Source organism: Pseudomonas antarctica, assembly GCF_001647715.1.
GTDB classification, from domain to species: domain Bacteria; phylum Pseudomonadota; class Gammaproteobacteria; order Pseudomonadales; family Pseudomonadaceae; genus Aquipseudomonas; species Aquipseudomonas antarctica_A.
In genome coordinates this window covers 3,755,197-3,773,414 of record NZ_CP015600.1, presented here as the reverse complement: position 1 = coordinate 3,773,414, position 18,218 = coordinate 3,755,197, and the positions used below count along the sequence as shown (strand labels likewise).

Annotated in this window: 13 protein-coding genes; 1 reads left to right on the top strand and 12 read right to left on the bottom strand. The window is 62.0% G+C overall.

Annotation, left to right across the window (positions count from 1 at the left end):
• The 9 genes from A7J50_RS16815 to A7J50_RS16775 form a co-directional block, all read right to left on the bottom strand.
• Entirely contained in the window at positions 1-2,364 is a 2,364-nt protein-coding gene (locus tag A7J50_RS16815) for a hypothetical protein (RefSeq protein WP_064452840.1), read from the bottom strand.
• A 10-nt stretch (positions 2,365-2,374) separates the two neighbouring features.
• Positions 2,375-3,514 carry a hypothetical protein gene (locus A7J50_RS16810; protein WP_064452839.1) on the bottom strand — a complete coding sequence of 380 codons (1,140 nt, stop codon included), beginning with the start codon at positions 3,512-3,514 and terminating at the stop codon, positions 2,375-2,377.
• Entirely contained in the window at positions 3,493-4,929 is a 1,437-nt protein-coding gene (locus A7J50_RS16805) for an alkaline phosphatase family protein (protein WP_064452838.1), read from the bottom strand. The genes A7J50_RS16810 and A7J50_RS16805 overlap by 22 nt, the downstream gene beginning before the upstream one ends.
• Positions 4,919-6,139: a metabolite traffic protein EboE gene (gene eboE, locus A7J50_RS16800; protein ID WP_064452837.1), complete on the bottom strand. Its 1,221-nt coding sequence runs from the start codon at positions 6,137-6,139 to the stop codon at positions 4,919-4,921. Before eboE ends, A7J50_RS16805 begins: the two co-directional genes overlap by 11 nt.
• The gene (locus tag A7J50_RS16795) at positions 6,136-7,020 is read right to left on the bottom strand and encodes a TatD family hydrolase (protein WP_064452836.1); all 885 of its coding nucleotides are present in this window, start codon (positions 7,018-7,020) and stop codon (positions 6,136-6,138) included. Before A7J50_RS16795 ends, eboE begins: the two co-directional genes overlap by 4 nt.
• A 32-nt stretch (positions 7,021-7,052) precedes the next feature.
• Positions 7,053-7,736, bottom strand: a complete 684-nt coding sequence (locus A7J50_RS16790) for an EboA domain-containing protein (RefSeq protein ID WP_064452835.1) — start codon at positions 7,734-7,736, stop codon at positions 7,053-7,055.
• On the bottom strand, positions 7,733-8,602 hold the full coding sequence (locus A7J50_RS16785) for a UbiA family prenyltransferase (RefSeq protein ID WP_064452834.1): 870 nt from the start codon (positions 8,600-8,602) through the stop codon (positions 7,733-7,735). Before A7J50_RS16785 ends, A7J50_RS16790 begins: the two co-directional genes overlap by 4 nt.
• 5 nt (positions 8,603-8,607) lie before the next feature.
• Positions 8,608-10,473 carry a 3-dehydroquinate synthase gene (locus A7J50_RS16780; RefSeq protein WP_064452833.1) on the bottom strand — a complete coding sequence of 622 codons (1,866 nt, stop codon included), beginning with the start codon at positions 10,471-10,473 and terminating at the stop codon, positions 8,608-8,610.
• Positions 10,474-10,885: 412 nt separating this feature from the next.
• Positions 10,886-11,824, bottom strand: a complete 939-nt coding sequence (locus A7J50_RS16775; protein ID WP_064452832.1) for a LysR family transcriptional regulator — start codon at positions 11,822-11,824, stop codon at positions 10,886-10,888.
• Between the two features lie 109 nt (positions 11,825-11,933).
• Between A7J50_RS16775 and A7J50_RS16770 the strand changes: the two genes are divergently transcribed.
• On the top strand, positions 11,934-13,433 hold the full coding sequence (locus A7J50_RS16770) for a CoA-acylating methylmalonate-semialdehyde dehydrogenase (RefSeq protein ID WP_064452831.1): 1,500 nt from the start codon (positions 11,934-11,936) through the stop codon (positions 13,431-13,433).
• A gap of 116 nt (positions 13,434-13,549) precedes the next feature.
• Here the strand turns inward: A7J50_RS16770 and A7J50_RS16765 are convergent, their stop codons facing one another.
• From A7J50_RS16765 to A7J50_RS16755, 3 genes are all read right to left on the bottom strand, one after another.
• Positions 13,550-13,846, bottom strand: coding sequence for a DUF6124 family protein (locus A7J50_RS16765; RefSeq protein WP_064452830.1), 297 nt, complete (start codon positions 13,844-13,846; stop codon positions 13,550-13,552).
• 471 nt (positions 13,847-14,317) lie between these two features.
• Positions 14,318-15,583 carry a carbohydrate porin gene (locus A7J50_RS16760; RefSeq protein WP_064452829.1) on the bottom strand — a complete coding sequence of 422 codons (1,266 nt, stop codon included), beginning with the start codon at positions 15,581-15,583 and terminating at the stop codon, positions 14,318-14,320.
• A 70-nt stretch (positions 15,584-15,653) separates the two neighbouring features.
• Positions 15,654-18,062, bottom strand: a complete 2,409-nt coding sequence (locus A7J50_RS16755; RefSeq protein WP_064452828.1) for a glucose/quinate/shikimate family membrane-bound PQQ-dependent dehydrogenase — start codon at positions 18,060-18,062, stop codon at positions 15,654-15,656.
• Positions 18,063-18,218 lie beyond the last annotated feature (156 nt).

Below are 18,218 nucleotides of genomic sequence, written 5' to 3'. Positions count from 1 at the left end.
TTAGTCGTAGTCGCTCATGCTGAGTGGAATGGGCGGGTAATTGCGTTTCACCAGGGCCTGCGCCCACAGTTCCAGCACCGCGCGACGGCTTTGCGGCATGTCCCGTGTGATGGGCATCGCCAGGGTGCTTTCCTCCTGGTATTCCTTACTGATCAACACAATCAACTGGTCGACGGCGCCCTCGATGCGCGTCAAGGAGTTGAGTGGCATGAACTTGCTCATGATCGGGTACAGGTAATAGAACGGCTGCAGGATGAAGGGGTAGATGAAGGTCTCCCAGATCACGGTGCCCGCGTCCTTGTTCATATAAATGCGGTTCCACGCATTGACGAAATCCTGCTGCAGCTGCGGCTCCAGCGGCAGTACGCGCAGCGGTGCGAGGAAGTCGGTGAAGGCCGTCGGGAGCGGGAAGCTGAACGGAATGGTGGGTGTTTGCTGACCTTCCTGCAGGAAAAAACGCAAGGTCGGAAACCCCGGTGCCAAGCCCGTGACGGTCAGGTTGGCGATGCCATTGGCGTCGGTCTGAATCTTGGTCAGGCTGTATTGCACCGTACTGTTGAGCGGGTCCTGCAACGTGCCCTGCATCGCGATCGGGTTGGCGAACTTAAGCGTCGGGCTCAAGGCGACAGCGGCGGGTGTCGGCAAAAATTGCTGATAGGTCACCGGCGTCATTTGATCCGCTGCCACCGCGAGCCGTGTGGCCATGAGCTGGCGGCCCGTGCCCTCGGTCACCTGGCTGAGCAGCGTCGATGCACCCTTGAATTGCGGCAGGTTCGCGCTGTTATTGGCCGGGTTTTGCGGGTCATTGTTGAACAGCGTGAAGTTGCCCGGGTTGCTGAATGCCAGGTAGTAATCGGTGGTGCACAGCATGTAGGCATTGCCGTATTCCGCCACCCACAACGTGGTGCCGGCCGGTGCGGGCAGGCCGTCGTATTGCACCATGACCTGCAGCGTCCGGGTGTCGCCCACGTCGATAAAGCTGGCGCTCTCCACCACTTCGGCAGTCCACATCTGCTGGGTCGCGGCGGTGACGGCGGTGGCGCCCTGCAGTTGCAGTTCCAGGGTGCCGGTTTGCAGTTGCGTCTGTGCTTGTGCCGTCAGCGTCAGGTCGAGGATGCCGGAGCGCTTGTCGAACGCCGCCTGTTGATAGTCGTCATAACCGAAACTGGCCAGCGGGCTGAATTGCCCATTCTGGCGAATGCCAATCTGGTAGTTGCCGGCCTGGTACTTGGCGGCTACCGGTATGGCTGCGTTTCTGTCGATCGGATAGAACGGGAAGGCGTTGCTCAGGTCCAGCGACAAGGTAGCGCCATGGGCCTGGGCCGAGATCACACCCAGTTGCGCCGGTGTCGACTGCGCTGGCGTGGTTTTGTAGATGGGCACGGGGCTGGCGGGTAACAGGCGTCTGCCAGCGGGGGCGGTGGGGAATTCGTCTTCGAACCACAGGCCCAGGGTGCCCACCGTACGGCTATAGGCGGGGTTGAAGAAAATATCGCCGACGTTGTCCAGCCCCTGCTGATACATGGCCTGCACCTTGGCCTGGGCGGCCGCACTGGAGCTGTGGGTGTCGATGGGCGGGTAATTGTTGAGGATGCCGTTCTTGTCGTAGCAGGTCAGGTAGGTGGAAAAGCGGAACATCAGGCCCTTGGCATTTTGTTGCGCCATTTGCGTTTGCAGGTTTTGCAGCAAGGCCGAGTTGCCGATCACCCACTCCAGGTTTTCCTTCGGAAAACAGGTTTGCCAAGTGGTGGTGACATAGGCCAGGCCGCCCAGGTTGGCCCAGTTGAAGTTCAGGAAGCGGTCGAGCATGCGGAACTGGCGATTGAGCGTCAGGCCGCACTGCGCATTGCCCAGCACCAGCTTGTCGAAATACAGCGCGGTGAAGGTGTTCTGCCAAGGGCTCACGTCCACGAAGCGCGCCGGGGAGGAGGGCGCGCCGCCGAAGGGGTTGCCGAGCAACTGGAAGCTCTGGTTGATCAGCGGGTCCTGGCTCACATAGCCACCGTTGGGCAACTCGCCGCCGGTGACCACCGATTGGGTCTGGTTGTAGCTGACGGTGCCGCACGCGTTGTCGCCGAACAGGTTCCATTCGCCGGGAATCATCGGTGTGGTCAACTGCCCGGCATTGCCCGGCACCTGCATGACGTAGGGCGGTACGCTGGCGGGTGACAGCGGCGCGATTGTCCACGGCAGCAAGGTGCTGATGGCGTTTTCCGGGGTGATGTTGAAGGCCTTCAAAAACGGCCAGTTCATCTGCATTTTTACCGCGTCATAGAGCGGGTACATGTCGTTGTTGTTGGCGGTCGGCGGGTTCCAGAACATATGGCCGCCCAGGTAGATACGCGGGAAATTCAATACGCTCATGTGAGGCTCCTTAGCGTTGCCACTGGGCGCGTTTGAGCGACCAGACAAAGTCCAGTTTGTGGTAGCCGACAAAGTCTGCGGGCGGCAGTTCGGCCGTGGGGTACACGATGCCGCCCTGTTGTTTGAGGGCGAAATTGAAGTAGCCTTTTTTCGCTGAATACGCGGCGGTGCTGTGGCAGGCGAAACACGAAGACTCGCTCTGGAACGCCGACTCCAGCTGGGAGTTGGCGAGCAAGGTCGGCAGCGTGTTGGATTGCACGCCGATCAACTCGTACTGCGCCAGGGCCGGGAAGTTGGCCTGAAACGTCGTGTTCACCGGCTGCGCCGCCTTTGTGGGCCCGGTGCTGTTGGTCATCGGCGTTGCAGGCGTCGCGTTGGTCACCGTGTACTTGCTGTTGTTGCGGTTTTCGAAGGTGGTCCACACCCAGTCGGGGTTCAGTTTGTTGATCACATGCAAACCGCTGAGCGCGGCGTAGCCGACCAGGTATTTACCGTCCTGCTGATAGTAGGCCTGGGCAATGTAGTAACCATCCTTGATCAGTTGCTGCTGATAGGTCGGGTTGTTGCCGATCCACAGCCAGGCAGCCTTCAACTCCCAGGCTGTGGAGGGGAACGACAGGTCGCTGGTCAGCGCGGCCTGGCCATTCACGTTGTAGACGTTCTGCTGCACGATGTAGTTGAAGGTGTCCTGGCCCATCAACAGTTGGAAACGTACCGGCTGGCCTTTTTGCGCCGCCGGCACCTGGCCGCCCATCTGCAGGATCAACCCATCCACTTGCTGCGTGGCATTGAGGTTGTGAAAGGTACGGTTGAGGTTCATGCCCAGTTTTTGTGCCTGTGCAATCACCTCGATCGGTACGCGCTCGCGCTCGGCATACGGCAGGGGCTGGGCGCCATTGCTCAGGTAGACCTGATCCGAAGGCTTCATGGTCTCCCAGACCCGATCAGGGCTTTGCGCAGAGACGTTCTGGTTCAGGCAGGCAAACCAGTTCCAGGCGAGCGTGTCGCGGCTTTGCACGAAGGCCGCGCGGGTCTTGTCGAGGTTGCCTCCAAACTGCAGGAACTGGGTGCAGTCGAAGGGGGTGGTGCCTTGGGCATGGGCCAACCCGGCCAATGCACTCAGGACAGTTATAGATAAGGCTCGCCGCATGGAAGCTCCTTGGCTGTGGCCAGTTCGAGGTGTGGGCGCCCCAGGAAGTGTTCCAGGAGCAGTTGCTTCACTGCCGTCGCCGCAAGGTGTTGCGGTAGCGCCAGTGCGCAATTGGTGATCAGCAGCGGGCCGGTCTGTACGCTGCTGGGTAAGCGACCATGGCTGCCGCGTACCAGGGTGGTGTCCAGTGGGATGAGGTCCATGTAGTAGCGAAAGCCGAGCTTCTTTTGCAGCAGGCGGCGCGCCACTTTCAATGTGGGGAAACGAATCGCCGGGTCGATAAACAGCTCGACCGGGTCGTAACCGGGCTTGCGGTGGATGTCCACGGTGCGCGCGAAATCCGGTGCTTTGCGATCATCCAGCCAGTAGTAATAATCGAACCAGAAACCGGCGGCGGCCACGGCCACCAGCTCGCCGCTGCGCGGGTGGTCCAGCTGCCAGGCGCGTTGTTCGGCCTTGTCCAGCACCTGCTCGATGCCGGGCTGGCGTTGCAGCAAGGCTTTGACCCGTGGGATGTCCTGCGCCTGCTTCACGTAGACATGCGCGACCTGATGGTCGGCCACGGCAAACGCCGCGCTGGCGCCGGGGTCGAGCAATTCCCAGCTCAGGGACTGGCGCACCTGCAACAGGCCCTCGGCGCGCAACACGCGGTTGATCGACACTGACTGCTCGACGGCTTCGATGCCATATTCGGACAGCAGCATCACCGCCGCGCCTTGCGCTTGGGCAAAGGTCAGCAGGCGACCTACTTGCGTGTCGATGGCCCGTACTTCAGCGGCAATCGAGGGATGATCGGGCCCCACGCGCTGCAAGCTGTAATCGAGGTGCGGCAGGTAGATCAACTGCAAGTGAGGCCGGTTGATCTGGAACTCGGCCATCGCGCAATCGACGATCCAGCGGCTCGATGCAATCCCTGCCGCCGGGCCCCAGAACCCTGGAAACGGAAACTCGCCAATCTGCCGTTCGATCTGTTCGTGCAGCCCGGGTGGCGACGAATACAGACCGAATTGTTTGCGACCATCCGCCGGGTAGTGCGGGCGCGGGGTGATCGCGGCATCCACGTCGGCGTACATGTTGTACCACCAGAACAACTGGCTGCAGCGAAAGCCCGGAAGCTCGCGCTTGAGCGTGTGCCAGACCTTTTCACCCTCGATCAGCGCATTGGGTTGCAGCCAGAACCGCACTTCGGCCTGGTCGCGAAAGTACCAGCCATTGCCGACGATGCCGTGTTGCGACGGCGGCGCGCCGGTGAGGATCGAGGCTTGTACCGTCGAGGTGACGGCGGGGAACACCGGTTGCAAGTAGGCCATCTGCGCGGTCTTGAGCAGGGCATTGATATGCGGCGTTGCCTCACCCAGCAGCGATGGCGTCAGCCCGACCACATTGATCAGCAGCAGCGGTTGTTCAGAGCGCATGGGCGTACGCCTCGTGCTTGAGGGAAAGCAGCAGGTTGCGCTGGCGCAGTTGGTCCTCAACCCAGCGCAATTCGGCGGCGATCCCTTCCAGTTGCGCGCGCTCGGTGGTGGGCCGCAGTTGCGCGGGCAGCACCCCCCAGCTGTAGGTTTCCACTTCCAGCACCGGGCGGAAGTCACCATGGGCGGCCAGGTAATCGAAGGTCTGTGCCAACGCGGCCTGGCTGCCGCTGAGTTCGGGCAACAGCAAGTGTTCGCTGAACAGCGGGATATGGAAATGAATGCGCAGTTCACGCAAACCGCTGCAGTCGGCGAGCGCGGCCGGCAGGTCCGGCCAGCTGATAATGCGGCCGAGAGGGTCGAGGGCTTTTACCTGATGCAGGTAGGTGGTTTCGGCGAAGGTGCTCAGGGTCTCGAGCACGTGTTTGCGGCGATGCGCGTCCTCAGTTGGCAAGCGGCAGATCATCGCGTTGGACAGCTGGATCTTGCCCACGGGCACCTGGGCTTGACGTAGCCTGGCCAGCGACTGATAACAATCCTCGAACATCACCGCCTGGTGGCACACATCAAAACACAGGGCCAGGTAAGCATGGTTCGGGTCCAGGCGCTGCCGACGCTGGAAGAACGCGATGGCCTGCTCGGTGTTTTCCAGCACGCAATCGGGCTCCATCTCCAGGCAGAACACGATCTGCTTGCCGGTTTCCCGGTGCAGGTTGGCGAGTGCCGCAGTGAGTTGGTTGAGGTGCTCGTCGGCGCGCGCCTGCAATGGCGCGGTCCAGGTGGCGGCATAGCCCAGCGGCACCGTGGAAATCACTCCTTGGTGGCAGTCGACCGGCAAGGCCTGCGCGAGGATGCGCGCCAGGTTCAGGCTGTAGGCCAGCCGCTGGGGGTCGGCCCAGTGGGGTAAATACACCTCGGCTTTCACTGCGCCCTGATGGAATTCGCCATAGGGAAAACCATTCAGCGACGTCAGGCGCAAGCCGGTTTGATCGAGCAACTCGAGGAATTGCGTGCACGCCGATGCCTGTTGTAATTGCGCCGCAGCGTGAGCGCAGATCCACAAGCCGCTGTCCTGTTCGTGCAGCCCGCGCAGGTGTCGCACGCCCTGAAAGTGCTGCTCGATGGAGGTGCGTAACCCGGCCAGGTCACGGGTCGGGTGCACATTGCTGCAATACCCGACCTGGGGCGCCGTCCAGCCGCTACGGGGGCTCATTTAACCACCGGTTCCTGGCCGCGCAGGGCCGAGTTTTCCTGCCATTGCTTGCGTTGGTCGATGGGCAGCGGGGTGCTGACCAAGCCCTTGTCCAGCTGACCGCTCTGGGCAAAAAAGTCCACCGGATTGTGGAACAGCACCTGTTCTACCTGGGCTTCAGTAAAGCCCGCCGCCAACATCGCCTGGCCGGTCTTGGGCACCTTGAGCGGGTCGCTGATGCCCCAGTCGGCGGCGCTGTTGACCACCATTTTTTCGGTGCCGTATTCCTTGAGCAGGGCGACCATGCGCTGCTCCGACATCTTGGTGTTGGGGTAAATGGAATGGCCGCGCCAGCACTCGCTGTCCAGCACCAGCGGCAGGGTCAGTTCGTTGAGGTGGTCAATAATCACCAGGTGCTCGGCGATCCCCACGTCGCGGATCACCGCCAGTGTGCGTTTGGTGCCACCGATCTTGTCGCGGTGTGGCGTATGCACCAGCACCGGCAGATTGAATTGTTTCGCCAGCTCAAGCTGCGCCGCGAGAAAGCGATCCTCTTCGGGGGTGATGTCGTCGTAGCCGATTTCGCCCACCGCCACCACGCCGTCCTTCACCAGATAGCGCGGCAGGAGTTCCAGCACTTCGTTGGCGATCGACAGGTCATTCGCTTCTTTGGGGTTAAGCCCGATGGTGCAGAAGTGATGGATGCCGAACATGCTCGCGCGAAAGCGTTCCCAGCCCAGCAGCGTGTCGAAGTAGTCGACGAAACTGCCGACGCTGGTGCGCGCCTGGCCTTGCCAGAACGCCGGTTCGATCACCCCGGTGATCCCGGCGGCGGCCATGTTCTGGTAGTCGTCGGTGGTGCGGCTGACCATATGAATATGCGGATCGAAGTACTTGAGCATGGTGAATCCTCGTCAAGGGCAGGCGGTGTGCATCAGTTCAAGTAGGCGTGCCATTCCGGCGGCAGGCGCAGGCCGCGCAGGCGCTGGTGTTGCGCCGGGCTGAGCAGGTCAAAGGCGATCACTCGGGGCAGGCCGGGGGACACAGTGCGTTCGGCCGCCAGTTGTTCATCGAGCAGGTCGAGCGCCAGTTGGTTGAGGCTGACGCTGTGGTGTTGCGTCAGGCCAACCAGGCGCCCGACGTCGAGGCCCATGCCGAGTGCCTTCAACACCAACTGGTGAAAGGCGCGCTCTGGGTAATGACGTGACGGGTAGGCCGTGTCGAGGGCGAGGGCGGCGAACACCTGGGGGTTACTGGTGCGCCCGGCCTGCAAGGCCAGCTCCAGGCACACCCCGTCGCTGTCGAGCCAGTCGAGGGCGCCAAGCAGGGCGATTTTTTCCTGATCGTCGCCCCACAGGAACAGCTGGCGCAGCAGCGGCAATTGTTCGTCCACCGGGGTATGTTCCAGCGCATTGGCCAACACCAACGCACGCGCCAGCTCGACGGCATGGCCCGGCAGCTGACGCTTGCACTGGCCGCTCAACAGCGCCGCGGTGGTGGCGTCCGGTTGTTGCGCAAGCTGTGCCTGAGCCTGCTGCCACCACTGCAGTTGGGCAGCCGCCAGTTGTTGGGTCAACACGTGGCGGTGTTCGGTGAGGCAATCCTGGCGCATGTTCATGTCGGCTTGATCCAACGCTGAAAGTGGGGGAGCAGGAAAAACACCAGTACACACAGCAGGCTGCCCAACGGCTGATTGGCCACGGCCAGCACCAGCGCATCAAACAGTGGCAAGGCGGCCAGGCCCGCCCCGATAAACGCGCGCACCTTGCGCTGTTGCGGGTTGGCCAGGTACTTCCAGTAGTGCCAGCCCAACCACCCCAGCCAGAGCAGCAGCACCGGCCAGAACCACAGGTTATTGGAGTAGATCGCCAAGGCCAGCGGGCTCAGCATCAACAGCAACGGCAGGCGGCTGATCAGTTGGTTGCGGTGCTCCTGACGGGCCAGGTAGGTCAAACCGCTGATGTACACCCCGAGCAGGATTGCGCACAGCCAGATCGGCTCCGGCGGCACGGCCAGGCTGGCGGCCGCCGTGAGGTACAGCGCCGAGCGGCAGGCGCCCATCAGCCAGACGCTGTGGGCGTATTTCTTGTGCAGCAGGTTGTAGCCGAAGATGCAGCCCACCAGCAGCACCACACTGCCGAGCAGCCAGTGCGGTTCGTCGATCAGCCGGCTCAGGCCCAGCACCGCCGCCGCAGCGAGTATCAGCAACAGCGCCGTGGCCAGGCCCACGTGCTGACGGCTGGCCAGGCCCAGGGTGATCGGTCGCGGGTTGTGGTGTTGCTGGTCCCAGTCGGCGTCCAGCCAGTCGTTGAGCAGCATGCCGGCCAGGTACAGCAACGACAGCGTGATCAACAGCAGCACCCACACCAGTGACGACGGCGGCGCCATTGCCCCGGCACTGCTGGCGAGCAGGGCGGCGGCCAGGGTGTTGGTCCACACCGTGGGCAGGTTGGACACCCGGCCAAGCGTCATCCAGGTTTTCATCGGGCTCATTGCGCGTAACCCTCGCCCAGAGGCACTACCGCATCGCTGCGGGTCGACAGCCGTAGCAGCGCCGCTTGCATTTTCGCGCCGTCGATTTCATGCAGGTCTACCGACTGGCCGATGCGGTTGAGCATGGGGATCGACAGCTGCCCACCCAAATGCTGGCGAAATTCCTCCAGGCCGAGCAACAGCGGTGAGCGGCCCTGCGCATCCTGCAAGCTCAGCTCCGGTGGGCACAAGTTGAAGCCCAGCTTGCGCAACAGGCTCATGACCCGTTGCGTGTCGGCGTCGCTCAACAGCCCGAGTGCATTGGCATACAGCCCGTCCAGGGCCATGCCCACCGCAACGGCTTCGCCATGGCGCAGCCGGTGATGGCTGAGGTTTTCCAGTTTGTGTGCGGCCCAGTGCCCGTAATCCAGGGGCCGGCCGTTGCCGCGTTCGAATGGGTCGCCGGCGCCGGTGATGTGCCCAAGGTGTAGCTCGGCGCAACGGCGAATCGCATAGCGGCTGGCCGCGTGGTCGAAGTGGGCGAGGGCGTCGGCGTGCTGTTCCATCCACTCGAAGAATGCCTGGTCCTTGATCAACGCTACTTTGACCGCTTCGGCCAGCCCGGCGATCTGGTCGCGGCGGGTCAGGCTGGTCAGCAACTGGAAGTCATTGATCACCGCCGTGGCGGGGTAGAAGGCGCCCAGCAGGTTCTTCTGGCCGAAAGCGTTGATGCCGTTTTTCACGCCGATGCCGGCGTCGTTCTGGGCCAGCACGGTGCTGGGGATACGGATCAGGCGAATGCCCCGGTGGAAGGTGGCGCAGGCGTAGCCCACCGCATCCAGCACCGCGCCGCCGCCCAGGGCCAGCACGTAGCAATGCCGGTCCAGGCCGTGTTGCAGCATGTCGGTGTAAAGCTGCTCCAATACCTGTGAGGTTTTGCTCAGTTCACCGGCCGGTACTGCGAGGGGGGCGGTTTGCAAATGCAGGTCGGCATGGGCGGCGAAATAGGCGTCGATCTGTTCGCGCAACTGGGGCGCGCTGTGCAGCAGTTGCTCATCGGCGAACACCATCACCGTCACGGGGGTGTGCTGCTGCGCGGTAAGCGCGCGGTGCAGGCAAGGGTTGAGCGGGTCGAACAGGTGGTCGGTGAAGATCACCGGGTAGTCGTAACTGACCTCGAACCGCCCGCGCAGAGGCGGCTCCACACGGGGCTTGCGCTTGAGCAGGCTGTAGCCGGCAACAAATGCGACCGGCAATACCATACTGGCGAGGATGGTCACCAACAGCGCGTTCTGCTCGATCAGGAACGTGCCGATGGCCGTGTAGGCCAGCGCGAGACCGGCATTGGCCAATGTGGTAATCAGCAAAAAAGCCCGCAGCGGATAGCGTTGCATCCCGGCGGCCACCACCGAGGTTTCCGCCAACACCGGCACGCCGCGCAGGCAGATCAACGACAGCGTGCCCAGCCGATACCCCAACTGCCCAGGCGAACGTTGATGCAAGCCCAGGCGGCCGGATAACAGCCGAAAATAACCGGCGCCCAACGCATACCCCAACCCGGCGCCCAGGCACAGGCCGATAAAAATCACCAGGTAACCACCGAGGCTGCCGAGCATGGCCACTGCCAGCAAGGCAACCATGCTGGAGGGCACCGGTAGCACCACGTCGAGGGCGAGCAGGGCGATCAGCAGCAGTGCAAGGTTGAGGGCCTGGGCCGGCGTGGAAGGCTGGTACAGGTTCAGATGAATCAGGAAGTCCTGGATTTGTTGTTCAAACAACAGAAAGCTGGCAATCACCAGTACAGAAAAGCACAACAATGACAGCCAAAAATGTTCGGCTGGCCCCTTTTTCGAAAACGCACGATACCACCGGCTGCGCTTCATCAAAGCATCCCTTTTGAGTGTTAAGACTTAAGTTCCGTGTCAGTGTCCGGGGCTGTTTTTAGAGCAATAAAATCCCTCGCCTGGTGGGCTGGTTTTATGCGTAATGGCTGATGGCTTTCACGGTATTCATGAACTTAGCCGGTTGTGGTTTTTTTGCAAGTTTGCGAATGAAGGAGTTTTAAACGGGGGCTTTAACGAGGGTGGCGTAACGCAATTTATGCAAATTTTACAATTAGTTGTATGGCTTTTTGCGAGGCGTCAAGAACGCGTTGGCGGCGCTTCGCATACGTATCAAGTTGATGACAAATCCTGTGTGTTCGTTATGTGCGTTATTGCCGCTGGCTATAAGTATTGTATTGATTTTAGGTTGTCGAGAATGACTCCACTTAACCCGTATGAATAAGGTTAAGACTTACCCCGTCAACCTGAAGCCGCCGGACAACTTATCCTTTAGATAGCTCACTAACGTACTGACCGACTTGGGTACATGAGGCGAGTAGGGGCGGATCAGGTAAATCTCATCGGCAAATGCGCCTTTGAGTGTCCACCCCTTGAGCACCTGTACCAGTTTGCCGCTGGTGAGCGCGGCATGGGCGCTGAAATCCGGGAGCAGGGCGATGCCCAGGTGGTTGAGCGCCGAATCACGCAAGGCTTCGCTGTTGTTAGTGGAAAAGCTGCCGGAGATCGGCACGGTGACGCGTTCGACCTTTTTGCCGCCGCGTTCGAACGTCCACGCGGGTTGGTCGGCGCCCCGTGGGTAATAGAGGCAGTTGTGCGCGGTGAGATCGCCGGGCTCGCGCGGTTCTCCGTGGTGTTGCAGGTAATCCTGTGTGGCGACCAACACCGACGTGGTGTCGCACAACTTCCATGCCACATGGGTTTCCGGCACCTGGAAGCCGTGCCGCACCGCCAGGTCGTAACCTTCGGCCGCCAGAGAACTCAAGGCATCCGACACATCCAACTGGATACGCACCTGCGGGTATTGCTGCAAGAACGCCGGCAGGTGCGGCACCAGTTGCTGCCGCGCAAACGCCACTGGCGCGGTGAGGCGCACCAGCCCGCGAATCTCCCCGGCCGAGTCGCGCACCGAGGAAAAACTGCGGGCGATATGTTCATAGGCGCTGCGCACTTCCCGGGTCAAAGACAGCCCTGCATCGGTCAGCCGTACGCTGCGCGTGGTGCGGGTGACCAACCGCGTGCCGGTGGCCTTTTCCAGGTCCGAGATGCGCTGGCTGACGGCGGATTTACTCACCCCCAGGCGTGCGGCGGCGGCGGTGTAGGTACCTTGCTCTTCCAGCACCGACAGCCAGTGAATGTGGGTCCACAACCCTTCGATCTCAGCTTTTTCCATGGTTCTATTGTTCGCATATGAGGACAATCAGTTCTGGATTCTGCTCTGGTTTGGAACAAACCGAAAGCCTATCGTGTGTCCCAACGTTACCGACCCAGGGGCCACTGCCATGACTGCAACGATCGAACATTACATCAACGACCAGCGCGTGAGCCGCGATGACCGCTATCAGGACGTCTATAACCCGGCCACCGGCGAAGTGACCGGCCGCGTCGCCCTGGCCAGCCGCCAGACCGTTGGCGAAGCCGTCGCTGCCGCCCAGGCCGCGTTCGCCAGCTGGGCTGACACACCGCCGATCCGCCGCGCCCGCGTGCTGTTCGAGTACCTGCACCTGTTGCGTGAACGCAAGGACGACCTGGCGCGCATCATTGTCGCCGAACACGGCAAGGTCTTCACCGACGCCCAGGGCGAGGTGGACCGTGGCATCGACATCCTTGAATTTGCCTGCGGCATTCCCAACCTGCTCAAGGGCGAACATTCCGACCAGGTTTCCCGTGGTATGGACAACTGGACGATGCGCCAGCCCCTGGGCGTGGTGGCCGGCGTTACGCCGTTCAACTTCCCGGTGATGGTGCCGATGTGGATGTACCCGATCGCCATCGCGGCGGGCAACACCTTCATCCTCAAGCCAAGCCCGACTGACCCGAGCGCCTCGCTGTTCATGGCCGAGTTGCTGCGTGAAGCCGGCTTGCCCAAAGGTGTGTTCAACGTGGTGCAGGGCGACAAAGAGTCGGTGGATGCGCTGATCGAACACCCGGACGTCAGGGCCGTGAGCTTCGTCGGCTCCACGCCGATTGCGCAATACATCTACGAAACCGGCGCCCGCCACGGCAAGCGCGTCCAAGGCCTGGGTGGCGCAAAAAACCACATGGTGGTGATGCCCGACGCTGACATCGAAAAAACCGTCGACGCACTGATGGGCGCCGCCTACGGCAGTGCCGGCGAGCGTTGCATGGCGATCTCGGTGGCGGTGCTGGTGGGCGATGTGGGGGACAAGGTGATTGCCGCCTTGACCGCGCGCGCTAAAGAACTGCGCATCACCGACGGCCGCGACTTGAAGGCCGAGATGGGCCCGATCGTCTCGCGTGCTGCGCTGCAACGCATCAGCGGCTATATCGAACAAGGCGTGCAAGCCGGCGCGCAATTGCTGCTCGACGGGCGCGACTATGTGCCCACCGAACCCGGCCTGGAGAATGGCTTCTGGCTTGGCGCAACCTTGTTCGACCACGTGACCCGAGACATGAGCATCTACCGCGAAGAAATCTTCGGCCCGGTGCTGGCCTGTGTGCGCGTGGATGACTTTGCCGAAGCGATCAAGCTGGTCAACGACCACGAATTCGGCAACGGCGTCAGCTGCTTTACCCGCGACGGCAACATCGCCCGCGAATTTGCACGGCGTATCGAAGTGGGCATGGTCGGCATCAACGTGCCGATCCCGGTGCCGATGGCCTGGCACGGCTTTGGCGGCTGGAAGAAGAGCCTGTTCGGCGACATGCATGCCTACGGCACTGAAGGCGTGCGCTTCTACACCAAGCAGAAGTCGATCATGCAGCGCTGGTCGGAGAGCATCGAGCAGGGCGCAGAGTTTGCGATGCCGGTGTCCAAATAACCCAAGAACGCTGTAGATCAACTGTGGGAGCGGGCTTGCTCGCGAATGCGGCGTATCAGTCAACACATGTAGCGCCTGGCACCCTGCATTCGCGAGCAAGCCCGCTCCCACATTTTTTACCGCGTTTCAGGTTTCAGGCATTCGATCGAGCGATCCACCGTCGTCCTGGCCATTTCCAGCAAATGCCACACCGCCAGAATCTTCGCCCGTTCGGGACTTGCAAGCTTCTCACTGCAATTGAGTGTCGTGGCCGAAGCGCTGTCGAGCAAGCTGGCGGTGTAGAGCAGGGCATCTTCGAAGCTCAAGTCTTCGATTTGAACACCGTGGGTGGGCAGGTAATGGTCGATGGCGCGGTTGAACGCGGCGCGGGCTTTGGCTGAGCTGAGGGGTGGGTCGGGGACGACTTTATTCATGGTGTAACTCCGTAATGGCTTAGGAGTCGACACCCGTCGCGACTAAACGAATGGGTGGCGGCTGTACGCAGGTTAGTCGACCGGCCATCACGGAAAATCCGGCGCACCCGAAGGTGCCCTGCGCACAGCCACCATAAAACTGATGGAAGACCGTGCACGTGATGAAAGGTCGGGCGACTAAACCCGATCACTGATGAGCAGTGAAGGATCGCAGACTAGCCATCGATTCCAACAGGCACAAGGCGGCAGGGATTGTCTAGGAAACGTCCTGCAATTAAAAGCGACGCGCCTTGCTGGCCCTTTACAAATCATGACGAAAGGCCAGCAATGCCCCGTCTTCACCTGATGCATTGAGGCCCCACTGTGGGAGCGGGCTTGCCCGCGATAGCGCAGGGTCAGTCAGCGCCTCGGGCACTGATAGGCCGCAATCGCAGGCAAGCCAGCTCCCACATTGTTCACCGCGTCAGGGCGCTAGAACACCGCCTTGACCTGCAACCCCAGCACCAACGCGTTATCGATGTTCTCACCCGAAAACGCCCCCGGCTCGATGATGTATTGCACATCCGGGCGCACCGTCAGCCACGGCGTGGCCTGGTAGCCATAACTCAGCTCAATCAACTGCTCGGCATTATTCAAGTTGGGGTAGTCCGTCCCCGCGGTAAACGCCGCCAATTCCTGTACATCACGACTGCGCGGGTTTGGCACTGCGCGGCCATAACCCAGGGCAACGGTATCGCGTGGGCGGCCGTCGAGCGGTTTGTACAGCACCATGCCCGCGCCATACCATTTTGTGAACGGTGAGGCCGCTTCACTGGCTGCCGAGTATTGGCCGAAGGCGTGCAGCACGCGGCCCGCCGACGCGCTGGACGCCCACACCGCCTGGTCGATCAACAGGTAGTGGCCGCCGCGACCGCTGACGTCTTTGTTGCTGCCGATCCGCTTCACGTCGGAACTGTCGTAGTAATACCCCAGCTTGTATTCACCCGGCAGCGGGCCTGCGTGTTTGTAGACCAGCTCAATCGGCACCACGGTGCCGGTGGTGCGCTTGGGGTTCAAATGCCAGGCGCGGCTAGAATTGCCGTTGCTGTCCGGGTCGACGTTGAACGCCGCCACGCGCAGTTGCCACGACGGTGAAAAGTCGTATTTCACCCGCGCGCCCAGGCGTGCATTCGGGTAGTTGGTCCAGCCGCTGCCGCCGGACATGTTCAACGGGTGCCCGCAGATACCGGCGTTCATGAAGTTGCACAGGATGCCGCTGTCGAGGCCGCCGAGGTCATTGCCCATGGCCATATAGCCCAGCTTGACGTTCAGCGCGGGAGTGAACAGCGTGCGCTCGTAGCTCAATTCGGTGAGACGGGTGTAGAGGCCGCCGTAGTTTTCCTGGATCGGCAGGCGGTTGCCCACCAGGTCTTCGGAGGCGCTCGTGCCGCGCCGGTCGTTGATGGTCAGCTGGATACGGTCGCCGTTGTTGAAACCGTAGAGCTTGCCCAGGTCGAACTGCACACCGAGCTTGATGTTCTGCGAGTAGCGTGCGGCGCGGTGCTGGCCGCCGTCGGCGTTGTAGGCGGTCTCGCCGCTGTAGTCGCCGGTAAAGCGCACGCCTTGCTCGTCGAGCTCACGGCGCAGGCCACCCCAGTCGCCGGTCAGGGTGGTGTCGTCGGCTTGAACGGGCAGGGCGGCAGCAAAGGCCAGGCCCAGAACCAGGCGCCCAAACGGTAGGTGAGAAGTGGAGGTCATGCGGGATTTTCCAAACTGCCTGTGTAGAAGGAACGCGCGGTGCGGGGGGCACCGCGCGAACAGCGGGTGGTTACGGCAGGGCGTAGGCGATCACGTAGTCGCCACGGTCAGTGGACTGGCGTGCGCCGCCGGCAGTGATGACGATGTATTGCTTGCCGGTTTTCGGCGAAACGTAGGTCATCGGGCCGCCTTGGCTGCCCACTGGCAGGCGGGCTTTCCAGACTTCATCACCGTTGCCGCTGTTGAAGGCGCGCAGGTAGAAGTCCTGGGTGCCGGCGATAAAGATCAGGCCGCCCTGGGTGGACAGTGTGCCGCCGAGGGTCGGCAGGCCAACCTTGATCGGCAGGTGCATGCGGATACCCAGTGGGCCGGTGTCTTCAACGGTGCCGACCGGCACTTGCCAGGCGATCTGCTGGGTCTTCATGTCGATGGCGGTGAGGGTGCCGAACGGCGGTGCCTGGCACGGAATGCCGGCCACCGAGAGGAAGCGGTTTTTGTTCACCGCGTACGGCGTGCCCTTGAGCGGCACGGCACCCATGCCGGTGTTCAGCGCTTCACCGCCGGACGAGGCCTGGGCCTTGTTCTGCGACGGCACCATCTGGATCCACAGGCCCAGGCGCATGTCATTGACGAAGATAAAACCGTGCACCGGGTCAGTGGAAATACTGCCCCAGTTCATGCCACCCAGGGAGCCCGGAAAGCTCAGGGATTTATCGGTACCCGGCGCGGTGTACAGGCCTTCGTAGCGCATGCCTTTGAAGTCGATACGGCACAGCAACTGGTCGTACGGCGTGGCACCCCACATGTCCGATTCGCTCAGCGTCTGCGCGCCGATCTGCGGCATGCCGACCGATTTTGGCTGGGTCAACGAGTAAGGCTCGTTAGGGATGTTCGCGGCTTTGACCGGGACTTCCTTGACGTCGGTCAGCGGCTTGCTGGTGGCGCGGTCGAGCACATAAATCTGCCCGGCCTTGGTGCCGATCACCACTGCCGGCACGGCCTTGTCGCTGCCCGGTGGGGTGAAGTCGATCAGGCTTGGTTGCATCGGCAGGTCGAAGTCCCAGAGGTCATTGTGGACGGTCTGGTACACCCACTTTTCGGCGCCGGTGGAGGCGTCCAGCGCCAGCACCGAGGCGCCGTATTTGTGGTTAAGCTGGGTGCGTTCCACGCCGTAGATGTCGGTGGATGAGCTGCCCATTGGCAGGAAAACAGTGTTCATCAGCGGGTCGTAAGACATCGGCGCCCAGCTGTTCGGCGTACTGCGCACATAGGTGCTGCCGGCGGCAGGGGCTTGCTTGTCTTCAGGGTTGCCCGGGTCGAAGGCCCAGCGCATTTGCCCGCTGATCACATCGAAACCACGGATCACGCCGCCCGGCATGTCGGTTTGCACGTTATCGGCGACACGCCCGCCAACCACCACGGTGGTGCCGGCGATCAACGGTGCCGAAGACAGTTGGTAGTAGCTGTCCGGTACATCGCCCAGGCCGGCTTTCAAATCGACTTGGCCATGGGTACCGAAGTCTTCGCAGAATTTACCGGTGTCGGCATCCACGGCGATCAGGCGTGCGTCGATGGTGTTGGTCAGCAGACGGCGCTGGCATTGCGCACCGGCAGGCACGCTGGCGGCAATGATCGGCGAGCTGTTCGGTTGGGTCGGCTGGGCGATCGGCGCGGTGGCGTCGAAATAGGCCATGCCGCGGCAACGCTGCCATACCGCCGACTTGGCGTTGACCTCGTTCTTCCACAACTCTTTGCCGGTGTCGGCGTCCAGGGCGATCAGGTTGTTATGCGGCGTGCAGATGAACACCTTGTTGCCGATCTGCAGGGGCGTCAGTTGGTCTTCGGCACCGTTGCCGTCGCTGATGGCCACGTCGCCGGTGTGGTAGGTCCACGCCACCTTGAGCTTATTGACGGTGTCGCGATTGATCTGGTCCAGCGCCGCAAAACGGCTGCCGCCTTCGGTGTTGCCGTAGTGCGCCCAGTCTTTCTGTGCATCGGCTGCGGCGACCGGCGTGATGCCAGGGCCGGCGCCGGTTGGGGCCACGCTAGGGTGGGCGACGAACATATTGCCCGCCGCGACCGCCACGCCGACCGCCATCACGGCGGCGATGCCATACGCGCCGCGCGCAGGCCGGCCTACCAGCAGCGGATACACCAGCGCCACCACCAGGCCGATCACCGCAAACATGAACACCCGCGAGAACAGCGGCCAGAACACCAGCCCCACATCCGCCACCGCCCAGACAGCCGTGCCGACCAGGAAGGCGGCGAACAGCCACGCGCCAGCCGGTTTGCGACGCGCGATCAGCAAGCCGGAAATGGCCATGGCCACGCCGCCGATCAGGAAGTACCAGGAACCGCCCAGGCTGACCAGTTTGGCGCCGCCAACGGCCAGGGCCACGCCGAGCACGGCAATGACGATGCCCAGGCCCAGCAGCAGATATCTTGAGGCGCCAGCGGCGCGGGATGCTCGTTTCATGTCGACAGGACTCGAAGGTGAGTGACTAAAGGTCGAATGTTAACAAGATAAGTAACTGGTTAGTACATTACGCTCGGTAATAGTCTGTTACAGGCTGGGTGATGATTACGTGAGTCCAACTACCGGCGCAGCGCGCGGGCCCGCCACACAACGTCT

Excerpts from the sequence above, each read along its gene's own strand:
- A7J50_RS16815 (WP_064452840.1), bottom strand. The coding sequence starts at position 2,364 with ATGAGCGTATTGAATTTCCCGCGTATCTACCTGGGCGGCCATATGTTC.
- A7J50_RS16810 (WP_064452839.1), bottom strand. The coding sequence starts at position 3,514 with ATGCGGCGAGCCTTATCTATAACTGTCCTGAGTGCATTGGCCGGGTTG.
- A7J50_RS16805 (WP_064452838.1), bottom strand. The coding sequence starts at position 4,929 with ATGCGCTCTGAACAACCGCTGCTGCTGATCAATGTGGTCGGGCTGACG.
- eboE (WP_064452837.1), bottom strand. The coding sequence starts at position 6,139 with ATGAGCCCCCGTAGCGGCTGGACGGCGCCCCAGGTCGGGTATTGCAGC.
- A7J50_RS16795 (WP_064452836.1), bottom strand. The coding sequence starts at position 7,020 with ATGCTCAAGTACTTCGATCCGCATATTCATATGGTCAGCCGCACCACC.
- A7J50_RS16790 (WP_064452835.1), bottom strand. The coding sequence starts at position 7,736 with ATGAACATGCGCCAGGATTGCCTCACCGAACACCGCCACGTGTTGACC.
- A7J50_RS16785 (WP_064452834.1), bottom strand. The coding sequence starts at position 8,602 with ATGAAAACCTGGATGACGCTTGGCCGGGTGTCCAACCTGCCCACGGTG.
- A7J50_RS16780 (WP_064452833.1), bottom strand. The coding sequence starts at position 10,473 with ATGAAGCGCAGCCGGTGGTATCGTGCGTTTTCGAAAAAGGGGCCAGCC.
- A7J50_RS16775 (WP_064452832.1), bottom strand. The coding sequence starts at position 11,824 with ATGGAAAAAGCTGAGATCGAAGGGTTGTGGACCCACATTCACTGGCTG.
- A7J50_RS16770 (WP_064452831.1), top strand. The coding sequence starts at position 11,934 with ATGACTGCAACGATCGAACATTACATCAACGACCAGCGCGTGAGCCGC.
- A7J50_RS16765 (WP_064452830.1), bottom strand. The coding sequence starts at position 13,846 with ATGAATAAAGTCGTCCCCGACCCACCCCTCAGCTCAGCCAAAGCCCGC.
- A7J50_RS16760 (WP_064452829.1), bottom strand. The coding sequence starts at position 15,583 with ATGACCTCCACTTCTCACCTACCGTTTGGGCGCCTGGTTCTGGGCCTG.
- A7J50_RS16755 (WP_064452828.1), bottom strand. The coding sequence starts at position 18,062 with ATGAAACGAGCATCCCGCGCCGCTGGCGCCTCAAGATATCTGCTGCTG.